The 14,542-nt window shown below is 30.6% G+C and carries 14 protein-coding genes; 2 read left to right on the forward strand and 12 right to left on the reverse strand.

From position 1 onward, the window contains the following. The first annotated feature begins 54 nt into the window (after positions 1-54). Positions 55-1,143: a GIY-YIG nuclease family protein gene (locus tag KQI86_RS16890; protein ID WP_216440593.1), complete on the forward strand. Its 1,089-nt coding sequence runs from the start codon at positions 55-57 to the stop codon at positions 1,141-1,143. 72 nt (positions 1,144-1,215) lie between these two features. Here KQI86_RS16890 and KQI86_RS16895 read toward each other — a convergent pair whose 3' ends face one another. The 8 genes from KQI86_RS16895 to KQI86_RS16930 all read right to left on the reverse strand — a co-directional run bounded on the left by KQI86_RS16895 (position 1,216) and on the right by KQI86_RS16930 (position 8,067). Continuing rightward, positions 1,216-3,060 carry a heavy metal translocating P-type ATPase gene (locus KQI86_RS16895; protein WP_216440594.1) on the reverse strand — a complete coding sequence of 615 codons (1,845 nt, stop codon included), beginning with the start codon at positions 3,058-3,060 and terminating at the stop codon, positions 1,216-1,218. A gap of 16 nt (positions 3,061-3,076) precedes the next feature. Then, positions 3,077-3,298, reverse strand: a complete 222-nt coding sequence (locus KQI86_RS16900) for a cation transporter (protein ID WP_216440595.1) — start codon at positions 3,296-3,298, stop codon at positions 3,077-3,079. Positions 3,299-3,569: 271 nt separating this feature from the next. Next, the gene (locus KQI86_RS16905; RefSeq protein WP_216440596.1) at positions 3,570-3,929 is read right to left on the reverse strand and encodes an ArsR/SmtB family transcription factor; all 360 of its coding nucleotides are present in this window, start codon (positions 3,927-3,929) and stop codon (positions 3,570-3,572) included. A gap of 296 nt (positions 3,930-4,225) precedes the next feature. Further along, positions 4,226-5,467, reverse strand: coding sequence for a sensor histidine kinase (locus KQI86_RS16910; protein ID WP_216440597.1), 1,242 nt, complete (start codon positions 5,465-5,467; stop codon positions 4,226-4,228). 136 nt (positions 5,468-5,603) lie between these two features. After that, entirely contained in the window at positions 5,604-6,281 is a 678-nt protein-coding gene (locus KQI86_RS16915) for a response regulator transcription factor (RefSeq protein WP_216440598.1), read from the reverse strand. A gap of 21 nt (positions 6,282-6,302) precedes the next feature. Then, entirely contained in the window at positions 6,303-6,869 is a 567-nt protein-coding gene (locus tag KQI86_RS16920; protein ID WP_216440599.1) for a TlpA family protein disulfide reductase, read from the reverse strand. Between the two features lie 21 nt (positions 6,870-6,890). Then, positions 6,891-7,574: a cytochrome c biogenesis CcdA family protein gene (locus tag KQI86_RS16925; RefSeq protein WP_216440600.1), complete on the reverse strand. Its 684-nt coding sequence runs from the start codon at positions 7,572-7,574 to the stop codon at positions 6,891-6,893. A gap of 10 nt (positions 7,575-7,584) precedes the next feature. Then, positions 7,585-8,067: a hypothetical protein gene (locus KQI86_RS16930; protein ID WP_216440601.1), complete on the reverse strand. Its 483-nt coding sequence runs from the start codon at positions 8,065-8,067 to the stop codon at positions 7,585-7,587. Positions 8,068-8,251: 184 nt separating this feature from the next. Here KQI86_RS16930 and KQI86_RS16935 point away from each other — a divergent pair, with 184 nt between their 5' ends. Next, positions 8,252-8,722 (forward strand): cupin domain-containing protein, encoded by a 471-nt coding sequence (locus KQI86_RS16935; protein WP_216440602.1) that lies wholly within the window; start codon positions 8,252-8,254, stop codon positions 8,720-8,722. Between the two features lie 196 nt (positions 8,723-8,918). Here KQI86_RS16935 and KQI86_RS16940 read toward each other — a convergent pair whose 3' ends face one another. From KQI86_RS16940 to KQI86_RS16955, 4 genes are all read right to left on the reverse strand, one after another. Further along, the gene (locus tag KQI86_RS16940; protein ID WP_216440603.1) at positions 8,919-10,067 is read right to left on the reverse strand and encodes a hypothetical protein; all 1,149 of its coding nucleotides are present in this window, start codon (positions 10,065-10,067) and stop codon (positions 8,919-8,921) included. Positions 10,068-10,145: 78 nt separating this feature from the next. Then, a complete protein-coding gene (locus KQI86_RS16945) occupies positions 10,146-10,733 on the reverse strand; it encodes a TetR/AcrR family transcriptional regulator (protein WP_216440604.1) in 588 nt (195 codons plus the stop codon). A 275-nt stretch (positions 10,734-11,008) separates the two neighbouring features. After that, positions 11,009-12,754 carry an ABC transporter ATP-binding protein gene (locus KQI86_RS16950; protein WP_216440605.1) on the reverse strand — a complete coding sequence of 582 codons (1,746 nt, stop codon included), beginning with the start codon at positions 12,752-12,754 and terminating at the stop codon, positions 11,009-11,011. Position 12,755: 1 nt separating this feature from the next. After that, on the reverse strand, positions 12,756-14,522 hold the full coding sequence (locus KQI86_RS16955) for an ABC transporter ATP-binding protein (protein ID WP_343216189.1): 1,767 nt from the start codon (positions 14,520-14,522) through the stop codon (positions 12,756-12,758). Positions 14,523-14,542 lie beyond the last annotated feature (20 nt).

The following is a 14,542-nucleotide window of genomic DNA, read 5'->3' on the forward strand; positions in this document are numbered from 1 at the left end:
GTAAGGAGCTAATGGTGATAAAATTTAAATATTATATTTCTAGGAGGAGATAATTTGGACTTAAAAGAAAAAGCTAAAGGGCTCCCTTCTTGTCCAGGGGTATATCTTATGAAAGATTCCCTTAACAATGTGATTTATGTGGGAAAATCAAAAAATCTAAAAAACAGAGTTTCCTCATATTTTCAAAACTCAAAGTCACATACTCCTAAAGTTGTGAAATTAGTTAAAAATCTAAAAGACTTTGACTATATAACTACTGATACAGAATTCGAAGCCTTTATACTAGAATGTAAATTGATAAAAGAAATTAAACCTTTATATAATAAACTAATGAAAAGCCCTAAATCTTATTGTTATATAAGGATAAAATTTAAGGAAAAACATCCTTACATTGAACTTTCCAGTGAATATAGCAAAGATGATGATGGTGTTTATTTTGGACCATATACAAATAAAAATACAGTAGAAAGAGCTATTCAAGGAATAAAAGAATACTTCAAAATACTATGTACTAATAATTCACAAAAAGACTCCTATTGCTTGAACTATTCTTTAGGCTTGTGTATTGGTATGTGTTTGGATAAAACTTCAAAAGAAAAGTATTTTGATATATTTAATAAAGTAGTAAACTTGTTTAATGGTACTGATAAAAGCATCATTGAGAGAATGGAATTTAATATGAATTCTTCATCAGAGAAATTTGATTTTGAGAAGGCTATTAAGTATAGGGATTATTTAACTTCAATAAATTATATAATTGATAAAGTTAAAGTTGTAGAATATACAGAAGAGAATAAAAATATTGCTTTACTTGAGTATTTAAATGATGATATGATTAAATTTTTTCTTATTAAGGGAAATAAAATTTTTTTTAATGAAAAATATATACTCAAAGATTTTGATGTTGAAAAATTAAAGCATATTTTAAAAAATAATATTTTATTATACTTTAATGATAAATCACTAAATGATTCAATAGAGGTTGGAAGGGACGAAATTGATGAGTCTCAAATAATTTATACTTATTTAGAAAGTAAATCTAATGACTGCAGATATGTTATAATTTCAGAAAAATGGCTTAAGGATATAAACGATATAGATTTTGACCATGAAATTAATAACCTTCTGATTGTGGAATCATAATGATTTTAAATTACTATAAGCAAAAATGAGGGGCTATACAGCACTCCCCCCATTTCTTTATAGTATATAATACTATTTAAGCTTTTTTATATTGAGTACTCTCATTGCATTTAAGATTGCAATTACAGACACTCCTACATCTGCAAATACCGCTTCCCACATTGTTGCAATACCTGCTGCTCCCATAATAAGAACTATAGCCTTTACTCCTAATGCAAATACAATATTTTGCTTTGCAATTCCTAATGTACGCTTTGATATTTTCATTGCTGTTGCTATTTTCGATGGTTCATCAGTCATAATAACTATATCAGCTGCTTCTATCGCTGCATCTGACCCAAGACCACCCATTGCAATACCAATATCTGCTCTAGCTAAAACTGGTGCATCATTAATTCCATCTCCAACAAAAGCTAGCTTTCCTTTTGCGGATTTTTGTCTTAATAGCTCTTCTACTTTTTCAACTTTTCCTGCTGGAAGTAATTCTGTATATGCTTTATCTAATCCCAGTTCTTTAGCTACTTTCATACCAACACTATTAGAATCACCTGTTAGCATAACAGTTTGCTTTATATTGGCTGCTTTTAACTCATGGATTGCTTTTGCTGCATCTGGTTTCACTTCATCTGCAATTACAATATACCCTGCATATTTATTATCGATTGCCACGTGTACTACTGTTCCCACTATTTCTCCCTTATAATAAGGGGCATCTATCCTCTGCATTAATTTTATATTACCTGCATATACTGTCTTACCTTTTACAACTGCTCGAACTCCATGTCCAGAAATTTCTTCCACATCTGTTATTTCAGATTCATCAATTTTTTTATTGTAAGCTTGTTTTAAAGATATTGAAATTGGATGATTTGAATAATTTTCTGCATATGCAGTTAATTCAAGTAACTCATCTTTAGAAATACCTTTTGCATTTATTTCTTGTACTGTAAATACGCCTTTTGTTAATGTTCCAGTTTTATCAAATACAACCATTTCTGTCTCAGCTAATGCTTCTAAATAGTTACTTCCCTTTACTAGTACACCACTTTTAGAAGCAGCTCCTATTCCTCCAAAGAAACTTAATGGTACAGATATAACCAGTGCACAAGGACATGATATAACAAGGAATGTTAATGCTCTATAAATCCACTCATTAAATGTAGCTCCTTCTATTAAAAGAGGTGGTAATACTGCTAGCATAGCTGCTACAATAACAACTGCTGGTGTATAGTATCTTGCAAACTTTGTTATAAAATTTTCTGAATTTGACTTTTTACTGCTTGCATTTTCTACCAAGTCTAATATTTTACTTACAGTAGATTCTTCATATTCTTTTGTAACACGAACAGTTAAAACTCCATTAATATTAATACATCCACTTAATACATCTGAACCTACTGATAGTTCCCTTGGAACTGATTCACCAGTTAATGCTGACGTATCAATCATAGAGTTTCCATCTATAACAACCCCATCTAAAGGGATTCTTTCCCCTGCTTTAATTACAATTATATCATCTATCTTTACTTCATCTGGATCCATCTTTACTAGCTCACTGCCACGCTTTACATTAGCATAGTCAGGCCTAATGTCCATTAAGCTAACAATTGATTTTCTTGATTGATCAACGGCATAACTTTGGAACACTTCACCAACTTGATAAAATAGCATTACCGCTACACCCTCTGGATATTCTCCAATAAGAAAAGCTCCTACAGTTGCAATACACATTAAAAAATTTTCATCGAAGACTTGTCCTCTAAAAATATTCTTAATTGCTTTTAGTACAACATCTCCACCAACAATAATGTAGCTGATTAAATATAATGCTAATTGAAATTCTGATTTTGCAAATAATGCTATAAGGAATAATGCTCCACCTAAAACTATCCGAGTAATACGCTTTTTATTATTCATAGCATATCCCTCCTCTTTAGATTTTCTTTACAATAATATCTGGTTCCATTTTTTTAATTACTTCCTTAAATGCATTAATAGCTTCTTCCATTTTGTCATCATCTGCTTCTAATATTAATTTTGTTGTCATAAAATCTACTGTTGCATCATTTACTACTGACAATTTCTTAATTGCATTCTCTATCTTTGCTCCACAATTTGCACAATCTAATCCTTCTAATCTAAATTTCTTTTTCATAATTAATTCCTCCTAAATTCTATCCCTTAATTTTATTCCTTTATTAATAATTCTTTCACTAACAGTTGAATGAGCGCTCAACTTATATTTTTATTATAGTTGAATGATCACTCAACTGTCAAGTATAATTTTATAATTTATTAAACAAAAAAACTGCTACAGTTATATCTTGTCTAAGTGTTGATTTAAACTTTTCTTTAATGTCAACGCTTAAACAAGATGTTTACCCTGTAACAGTCTTCTATATATTTATATTTTTCTTAATTGTTTTCTATTGTTCTACAATATGATCTAATGCTTTTTCTAAAATATCTTTTACATGTTCATCATCAAGAGAATAAAATACATTCTTCCCACTTCTTCTTGATTTAACTAAATGAGCTTCCTTCAGGGATCTTAATTGATGTGATATTGCTGACTTTGTAACATTTGTTAATACTGCTAAATCACAAACACACATTTCATTCTGTACTAAAGCACATAATATCTGAATTCTAGTACCATCACCCATTATTTTAAAAAACTCAGTTAAATTGCGCATTGCTGATTCATTTGGCATATTATCTTTAACCTTATTAAGTATATCCTCATGAATTACATTGCAATCATGTGCCTTTACCATATCACTCATTAATAAACCCTCCTACTAAAGTTAATTATAATAATATTATGGTGAAGTAACTCTATATTGTCAATTAAATTGCCTCTTTATATATTTTAGTTATTTTCCCCCATTATCATTCTTTTATATATTAACTTTTACTTATATATAGTTTTATCTATCCATATTCTTTATGTTTAACACATACACTCCCCTCTATACTAAAAACGAAAAATCCCCACAGATGAACAATATCGTCCGTGGGGATTTTATTTATATAGATAGAATCTATCTCTTGTATTTTTCTCACTTGTACAATAATTTTATTATTTTATTGGCAATTTTATTATAAAGTTGCTCCCTTCATCTAATTTACTATATACATTTATAGTACCACCATGAGCCTTTACTATTTCTCTTGATATTGCAAGACCTATCCCAATTCCTCCGGTTTCTCTAGCCCTTGACTTGTCTGTTCTATAAAATCTCTCAAATATATAGTCTTTATCTTCATCACTTATACCTATTCCGCTATCTTTTATAGATATATATACATTATCAAATTTAGTAAAACATCTAACAAATATATCTCCTTTATTTGGAGTATACTTAATAGCATTTGAGATAATATTAATTATTACCTGGCTTATTTTATCCTTATCTATCATAATATTAATATGTTTAATATCTACTTGCAAATTTATATTTTTATCTAATAACTGCTTTTCAAAATTTGTTAAAATTGTAGTTATTACAGTATCTAAATCTACTTCTGATTTATTTAACCTTAGTTTACTACCCTCATATCTTGATAAATCCTCTATGGATACAGTTAATCTATTTAATCTTTGAAGCTCATCATGTATACTCTTTAACCTTTCTTGAGACGGCTCCCATAGACCATCCATTATTGCCTCAAGTTGTACTTGCATGGTGGTTAGAGGGGTTCTAAGCTCATGTGATATATCTTTCGTTAGCTCTTGTCTTATTTTTTCTTGTTTATCTAAATCTCCTGCCATCATATTTATTGATTTTATAAGTTTATTGATTTCATATATACTGTAATCTTCTTTTATACTTTTAGAGTAATTTCCTTCTGATATAAGATTTGTTGCATCTATCACCTTCAAGATAGGTTTGCTGATAGCATAAGATAATAACCATCCTACTATAATAGATATAATAAAAAATACTATACCTAGTATAAATAATACTCTATCTAACATTTTCAAAAATATAACATCTGAATCTTCATAATAAATTGGACCTATATACTCAATTTCTAATTTTCCTATTAAAGTTTCACCTTGTTTTAAGTCAAACTTATCAAATGTATTTTTAATATCTATATCTGGGCTTACTTTATTAGTATTTTCTATAATTTTATTTAAAATCTTCTCACATACAATATTATCATATTCTCTTGCATCCCATATAATATTATCATTTTTATCTTTAACTGTTATAAGCAGACCTCCAGTTATTGCATCTGATCCTATGTTCTCAATAGCTTTCTCATCCCATGAATTATTATTGTATGCATTTAATACTTTATTTTTGATTTCCATTTTCGACTGTTGTATTTTTTCGCTAGTATATATATTAAACTTCTTCTCGATGTAATGATGATTTACTATGTTTACTAAAAATATGATACTCAAGGAAAATAATATAAAAATAAGGCTTACTCTATATCTTAATTTATTAAACATTAAACCTATATCCCATACCACGAATAGTTTTTATATAGGTTGGATTTTTACTATCTTGATCTAGTTTAGCTCTTATATTTTTTATATGAGTATCAATTATTCTATCATAAATACAAATATTATCTCTATTTATATAATCCATTAACTCTTCTCTTGAAAATACTCTATTAGGATTTCTAGCTAGTATAGATAGTATTTTATATTCTGAAGCAGTTAATACAATCTCCTTATTATTGTATTCTACTTTCTTATTGACAATATCTATGATTAATTCATCATTAAAAATTAAGTTTTCACCTTGATTTCCCTTAACTCTTTTCAAAACTGCATTAACCTTCGCTACTAATTGCTTCGGACTAAATGGTTTTGTTATATAATCATCACTTCCAATTGAATATCCATTTAGTATACTATCTTCACTTGATTTAGCAGTTAGCATAATTATTGGTACTTCAGATTTTTCCCTTATGCGCTCACAGACGTTTTCACCTGATATATCAGGTAACATTAAATCTAATATTAATAGGTCAGGATTAAACTCACTTTGCTTTTTTAATGCCTCAATCCCACTTGTAGCCTGTATTACAGTATATCCCTCATTTTCTAAATACAATTTTATAACTTCTATTATCTTAAATTCATCATCTATAACAAGTATAGTTTCTTTCATAAATTATACCTCCATGGGTACTTAATTAATTATCTTATTTATATTTTCATCAAGTATTTCTTTATTAATAATTCCTACATGATCATACACTAAATTTCCTTCTTTATCTATAAATATTGTTCTTGGAATAGCATTTAATTGATAATTATTAGCTGCATCAAGGTCTAAATCGAACATTACGTTCATATCATATCCTTCTTCTTTCATAAACTCCTCTGCAGACTCTTTAGTTTCTCTCATTCCATCTGTAATATTTACCATTAGTATTTCTAAATCCTCATTATTATATTTATTTGTTGCTTCTTGAAAATGTGGCATCTCATCCTTACATGGAGGACACCAGCTTGCCCAGAAATTTACTACTACAGCCTTCTTCCCTTTATAATCTGATAACTTAACTTTATTATTATTCTTATCATAAACTGTAAAATCTATTGCTGGCTGAATACTAGAATTTTCATCTGATAAATTAGTAATAGCTTGATTACTATTGTAATTACTTGATAAATAGTCATATCCAAATTTAACCGCTACAAGTAAAACCAACATTATAACACTTATATATATATATCTTTTATTATTTTTCATATTTATCACTCCCCTTATAATTTAAAATGTCAGCATTGATAATAATAAGTTTAGGTAGCCAGTCATCATCATTATCCCTATAATAATTAGAAGAACCCCTGATATTCTATTTATTGTCTTATAGTTTCTCTTTATGAAATCAAAAGTGGTTTTCAGAGAATCTATTAGAAGTGCTGATAGTATAAATGGTATTCCAAGACCTAAACTGTAAGTCAATAACATTGATGCTCCCATAAATACATTAGTAGAATTTGATGCTATCATAAGCGCTGATCCTAGAAACGGTCCTACACATGGTGTCCATCCAATTCCAAATACCATTCCAAATAATACTGCAGACATAATAGGGGACTTTTCATATCCTGTTGGCTTATTCATTCTAAAGGTTCTATGCAATAATTCTACATTTATTACACCTAAATAATTTATACCAAATATTACCATAATAGATCCTGATATTATATTTATCTCCCTCATATATTTATTGAAAATGACACCTACTGTTCCTGCTGCTGCACCTAATAATGTAAACACAAAGGTAAATCCTGCAACAAATGCTATTGAACTTATTAATGCTCTGTTTTTATGATTTTTATTATCTATATCTCCTCCCGCAAAATATGAAACGTATATTGGAATCATTGGCAATATACAAGGAGATATAAAGGTTATTATCCCTTCTAAAAATAGTAATATATAGTTCATTGTTTGCCTCCTAAATACCACACTGTAAACTTCTCATTACTTCTTCATATATTTTTTCTTTATCCGCTTTATCTAATCCATTTACAACTCTTATGCCACCAATTAATTTATTGTCCATAAGAATCCCATAATCTACACCTTCATCAAGTTTAGTAGTTAAAATAAATTCATTGTTTTTCGTATAGGTCATATCCTGCTTTTCTCCATTTGACGAATTAATAAGTATTACCTCACTATCCTTATTAATATTATTGATTTTTATATTAAACTCTTCTTTAGCGTCAACTATCGTTACTATTCTATCTAAGTAACTTCCGTCATAACTTTTATTTATTTCACTACTATATACCTCATCAAATTTTTTAATATGCTCTGCTTTGCTATGTGATAGAGCTTTAGGGTCACTTTTTGTATCCTTGTTGAATATGTAGAAACCTACTGAAGTTAAAATTAATATACTTACTCCTAATATTGTTAATATTTTTAATCTCACAGCATCACTCCTTTTGTTTAATAATAAAATAATAATACCTAGCTTACTTGTTGATAATATGAAGATTTACTTTCATAATTTTACCCCTAGGAATCATATCAAAGATTAAATCATCAATTTCTATTATTAATACAAATCATTAAATTTTTAGTATAATATCTTTATTATACTTAGGAGGTACAACATGAAATCAGCACAATACTATATAGAAAAATTAGACATGATACCACATGTGGAAGGAGGGTACTTCAAAGAATCAGTAGTAGCAGAAGATTTCTATAGAGAAGATAAGAAATTATTTAGTAGCATATATTTTTTACTTGAAACTGGAGAGGTATCCAACTTTCATAGATTAACTTCTGATGAGATGTGGTATTACCACGACGGCCAAGCTCTGACTATATATATGATAACACCAGAGGGTGAACTTATAACTAAGCAATTAGGATTAGATATAGAAAAAGGAGAAGTTCCCCAAATTTTAGTTCCTAAGGAGTATATATTTGGTTCTTCTATGAACAATGATGGATTCGCTTTAGTTGGATGTATGGTAGCCCCTGCATTTACTTTTGATGATTTTGTACTATTTGAGAGAGCAGAACTTTTGAATATGTATCCAAATTTCGAAGATATAATAAAGAAATTAACTAGATAAAACATATTCTTTATATTAGCTACCACCACCGCCACAGGTTCAACATTGCATCTTACTTTATCTATGTCACTTTTTCTTATTATTAGTTTTTTACCACAATAGCAATAACAAAAATACAATCGCCTGCAAGTAGCTATTTAAGCCACTTGCAGGCGATTGTTGATATGCAAGGTGCAAGTGATACGTGAACTTTAAACTATTTGATACGGCTCCACTTTGACTTTACTTGTAATATACCATCTACAATTTTTATATCACAATTCCATAAGTAAGTCTTCATCCACAGTTTTCCAGGCATTGGTTGCCAACCCTTTTGAGGATTAATTTGAAGTTTAATCGAATCATTATTTTTCTTTACTAAATAAATTCCCCCCATAATTCCTTTAACCTCATCAACAGATAATGAAAAATGTCCTAATATTTCTGTATTATCCTTTAATGAAATAATATCTGGTATAGGTGGGGAAAAAGTTATTTTTATTTCACTATTGCTGTCAATTTTTTTTACACACTTTATTTCAGGATGTGTATTGTTTATATTAATTGAATAAATACAATTATCTATATTTATTTCATCTACATCTGTAGTAATTTCTATTGGTTCTATGATACCTGTATAATCATTATTCAATTCTTTTATATTATTAAAATAAGAATACCTAGCCAAATAAACTCTTTTAAAATTACACAATGGAAAAAGTTTAATAGGCTTTAGATCTTTTTCATCTACCTTTACAAATATATCGGTATGTTTTTGTTCCACCATATTAAATTTTTTTAAATATATGATAGGAAATTTATCTGGTCTATCACTCATAATACCTACAGGTGCTATAAGACCAAAACTATCTAGTTTCTTCTTATTTTCTTTTATTTTAAACTCTATAATTCTATTTTCCTTATCTCTTAAAGATAAATATGCATCTATCCCCTTTTCAGTTACATCAAACTGCACCTTCATAGAATCGACTTCATATAAAGTTACTTTATTTAGCAATGATTTATATTTATCCTCATGGATTTTTAGTCCCTTTGTATAGTAAATATCTGATTCACCATCATGTCTTCCCATAAGTACAATGTAATATATTAAATTTTCTTGTTTCACTTGCTGTAATTCTATAGCTTTATAAGTAGTATCTCCCTCAAAATCAATTAGGCAAAGCTTCTCAATTATCACTTGCTCATCTTTAAATTTAATTAGTGGATAAATATATTTGTTCTTTTCTATCTCATAAATTGAAGGATTATTCTTTTTATCACCTAAGTACTTTTCTTCATTAACTGGATTGTTTTCAGGAACCATAAAGATTGGACAAATTTTTGAAATTAATTTTCCTATCACTTATATACATCTCCTTTAAACTTTTAAAATGCATTAGGAGCATTTTATTATTTAATTTTTAAAATCTAATATTTTATATTACTGAATTAGTAGTTTATATAGATATTTTAGGTTTGATAAAATTATTGCTTTGGTTTCCTCCCTTGTGTTTATAAAACTTCGATTATTAATCCATTTACACAATTCACCATGCAAATAACTATGTAGTATATTTCCAATATAATTTGCTCTTTCATTTGGAATGTTTTTATTACTCATTTTTATAAGATCTGAAAATCCCTCTCCTGGTTTGTTCAATATTTTAGTAACTTCAGGAGAAGGATTTCCACCTATAGACTCAAACCATATAAATCTATACCATCCGGGATGTTCCATAGAAAAATCAATTAAATTGGATAAAATTAAGAAGAACCTTTCTTCATCATCTTTTTTGTCACTCATACCATTACTGGAATAATCCATCATCATAAGAAGCACCTGACCAAGTGCTTCCCAAAATATTTCATCCAGACTACTAAAATAGTTATATAAATTTGTATGTGCACACCCAACTTTTTTAGCAATATCTCTTAAAGTTACATTCTTTATTCCTTCATTTTTATCAATCAAGCTTAATGTAATTTCTAAAATAATCTCCTTACTTACATGTTTTTTATCGTTTTTCAACTTAGCCTCCCCTTTCATTACCAACGGTAATTACCATTGGTAATATTATACCAATATTTTCATATTGTATCAATAAAATTAAATATAATCTACTTTATTATTTACACTGATATATTGTTTCAAAAAATAATGGGATTATCTCACTCTAAAAATCACTTTTTATTTTGAGATGATCCCATTATATATCTTTATTAATTTTATATTAATCTAAACTAAGTATTCTATAATGCTAATTTCAATAAAGTCTATGTTGCTTATCTACCGTTCATTCGCCGTCAGATTTTCCATCCTTCTGATTCTTCGCGAATCTGAATAAATTCCTTATACAAACCATCTTCTCTGATAAGTTCAGCATGCTTTCCTTTCTGTACAAGATGTCCCTGATCAATCACCAGTATCTGATCTGCATTTTCAATCGTTGCCAGACGATGGGCGATGGTAATGACTGTTTTCCCAATAATTAGTTTGGAAATAGCATCTTGTATCAGCTGTTCGTTCTCTGGATCAATGCTTGCGGTTGCTTCATCAAGAATAATGATTGGGGCATCCTTCATCATAGCTCTGGCAATGGAAATACGTTGTTTTTCCCCCCCAGATAGTGAAGAACCACCTTCCCCTACTAAAGTATCATAGCCATTCGGCAAGGACATGATAAATTCATGACACTGTGCTTTCTTTGCTGCTTCGATGATGTCTTCTTTTGTTGCATCCGGTTTTCCAAATTTAATATTGTTGTAAATCGTATCTCTAAACAGATATACATTCTGAAAGACCATGGATATATTCTTCAGCAGACTATCGCAAGTAAACTCACGAATATCATTTCCTCCTATTTTTATACTTCCATGATCAACATCATAGAATCTTGCTATCAATGAACAGATTGTTGTTTTACCACTTCCGGAAGGACCTATGATTGCTGTGGAGCTTTTCTCTGGAATTATGAAACTCAAATCTTTCAGAACGCTCTTTTTTTCATAAGCAAAACTCACGCTATCAAATCTAATGTCATACTTATTTACAATAACATCAGAACTACCTTCATCAATATAACTGACATTTTTAATCTGTTCCAGTTTGATCAGCACTTTATCAAGCACACCTAAGACATGTGATGAGTCCGTAAGTGCCTCAATACTACCAAACATCATAAACGCAAACATGCAAATCATAATAAAATATGAAATCTCAAGCGTTCCCTCATAAGCAAATAATGTGGCAATGAAAATAATCCCAACTGCAGTTGCCTTTAAGACGAACATGTGCAGACAGTTTCTGGGTGTAAAATCCTGATTAATCTTAATATGAATATCCTTACTATCCTTGCATGAGTTCCTGAAATTCTTAATTGCAGCACCCTGCTGACCATAAGATTTCACTACCTGCAGTCCTTTCACATACTCCAGAATAGAGGATGATAAGCTTTCTGTTGCTTTGTTTGAGATTGGTGCAGTCCTGTTACTATATCTATTCATGTTTGTAAGTAATAGAAATGAAATAATAGAACCTACCAAAGCAACCAATCCTGCCTGCCAACAGAATATCGTAATACATGTAATGATGGCCAGTAGATTAGCATATCCATTCATAACAGCATCAATCATCTTTGTTGCCTGCAGTTCCAACTGTGACATTTCGTTAGTTACCGAAGATAATATCTCCCCAGTATTCTTTTCACTAAAATAGCCTAAAGATACACGTTTGAGAATATCTCCTATTTGTATTCTTTCTTTTGCACACAATTCCGTTCCAATGCTTTCCTGCAATACTGCTTTCCAGTAAGAAAACAGGAATCTCAAAAGAACTGAAACAAGAATCACAACAAATCCAACGATAACAGTACTTATTGTCATTATCTCATTTCCATTTTCATTTTCAATGACATGATTCAGCATCCACGCTGCTGTAATGATAGGAACTGAGGTACACCACGTCTGAAGAAAAGAGCATACAACTCCTAAATAGATTCTCTTATGATATCCATCTGCCCATTTTAACAGTTTTGAAATTGTTGCGAACATGCTATATCATCTCCTTTCCACCAGTAGAAACAGCCCATTCTTTTGCACCAATATGTGACTTCCACATCTTCTGATAGAGTGAACATGAACTCAGCAGTTCTTCCTGTGTTCCAATCGCTTCTATCTTTCCTTTATTCAGGACAACAATCTGATCTGCATTCTTGATTGTAGACAATCGGTGTGCAATGACCACTAATGTTTTTCCTTTTGTCAGCTGTGCAATGGCTCTTTGAATCTGATACTCATTCTCTGGATCGATGCTTGCAGTTGCCTCATCAAGTATGACGATAGGCGCATCCTTTAGAATAGCTCTAGCAATAGAAATTCGTTGCTTTTCACCACCTGATAGGCGATCACCTGCTTCACCGGCTGAGGTATCATATCCCTTTTCAAGTCGTGATATGAATTCTTCACAGCAGGCTTTTCTTGCAGCTTCGTACACTTCCTCATCTGATGCATCCGGTTTTCCTAATCGGATGTTTTCCATCAGACTACAGTCAAACAGATAATTGTCCTGATTCACATAACTGATAAGATCAGCCAATTGCTGTTGAGGAATTTTTTTCAAATCAACATTACCGATTTGTATTGTACCCTGTCCTACATCCCAGTATCGTGCAATGAGTTTGGCAATGGTTGATTTTCCGCTTCCGCTTGGGCCAACAAGTGCAGTAAATTTTCTTTCTGGAATTGTCATTGAAAAATCTTTGAATACATCTGGCTGACTTTTTTCATACGCAAAGTCAACGTGTTCAAAACGAATATCCGTAGATTGAATTTCTACTCTATCGCTTTCAAATGCAAGTTCAGGAAGTTCTAAAAGATCTTTTGTAGCTGTAATTGAATATTCGATAGCTTTAATTGTACTGATATACCCAGTCACTTTTATAAGTGGTGAAATGATTCCCAGACAGAGAATCAGACCCATTACATAATCAGTAGGTGTGATCTGATGATTGATATAAAGAAGCGCTCCTACCGGTACTGTCACAAGAAATGTGGAGGGAAGGACCGACATCATCAGATTCATTGGCTTCCAAGAACTATGGTACCAGTCCATTGTAAAATCTTTGAATGATTCCACTGCATTTCTGAATTTCGCATAGGAGGTCGTTGTCTGATTAAATGCCTTTACCACTTCAATTCCTTCAATATACTCTACGATAATACTGTTTACTCTTTCATTGGCCTGCATATAAGCATTGTATTTTTCACTGAAACTTTTCATCCCTTTTGCCATGGGAAACAATGCAATGGGTATCGTTGCCAAAGCAGCAAGTGCCATCCTCCAGTCAATCATAATGAGATACACATATACACCAATCACAAGAAGGATACTTGCACCAACTTCAGGAATCATGTGTGCAAGAGGAACTTCCACATCCTCCACTTTATCTAGAATCACAGTCTTCATATATCCAAGTGATTTGCTTGTCGTGTCCCCCAAGGATGCCTTCATCAGACGTTTCGCTATATTCATACGGATATTTTCAAGAATATTGTAGGCACTATAATGTGACAGTACGGTTGAAATACCGAAGAATACTGCCATGATCGCATAACCGACAAGGCATACGAATATCCAGTAGACAATCTGATCCCATTCAGGATTACCTGTCATAAAGATATTGATAAGATGATAAATTCCAATATAAGGTATGAATCCGCCAACAACACTGATTACAGAGCAGATTACAGATAAAATCACTTTTCCTTTTGTATTGGATGCAAATTTCATCAAAGTGATAAACCAACTTTTCTTTTTCACTATTTCATTCTCCTTTCTTT

The sequence above is a fragment of the Clostridium mobile genome, assembly GCF_018918285.1.
Taxonomy (GTDB): Bacteria; Bacillota; Clostridia; order Clostridiales; family Clostridiaceae; genus Clostridium_AW; species Clostridium_AW mobile.

What these genes read in the sequence shown, in the direction of transcription:
- KQI86_RS16895 (WP_216440594.1), bottom strand. Translation starts at nt 3,060, where the DNA reads ATGAATAATAAAAAGCGTATTACTCGGATAGTTTTAGGTGGAGCATTA.
- KQI86_RS16900 (WP_216440595.1), bottom strand. Translation starts at nt 3,298, where the DNA reads ATGAAAAAGAAATTTAGATTAGAAGGATTAGATTGTGCAAATTGTGGA.
- KQI86_RS16905 (WP_216440596.1), bottom strand. Translation starts at nt 3,929, where the DNA reads ATGAGTGATATGGTAAAGGCACATGATTGCAATGTAATTCATGAGGAT.
- KQI86_RS16910 (WP_216440597.1), bottom strand. Translation starts at nt 5,467, where the DNA reads ATGGAAATCAAAAATAAAGTATTAAATGCATACAATAATAATTCATGG.
- KQI86_RS16915 (WP_216440598.1), bottom strand. Translation starts at nt 6,281, where the DNA reads ATGAAAGAAACTATACTTGTTATAGATGATGAATTTAAGATAATAGAA.
- KQI86_RS16920 (WP_216440599.1), bottom strand. Translation starts at nt 6,869, where the DNA reads ATGAAAAATAATAAAAGATATATATATATAAGTGTTATAATGTTGGTT.
- KQI86_RS16925 (WP_216440600.1), bottom strand. Translation starts at nt 7,574, where the DNA reads ATGAACTATATATTACTATTTTTAGAAGGGATAATAACCTTTATATCT.
- KQI86_RS16935 (WP_216440602.1), top strand. Translation starts at nt 8,252, where the DNA reads ATGAAATCAGCACAATACTATATAGAAAAATTAGACATGATACCACAT.
- KQI86_RS16950 (WP_216440605.1), bottom strand. Translation starts at nt 12,754, where the DNA reads ATGTTCGCAACAATTTCAAAACTGTTAAAATGGGCAGATGGATATCAT.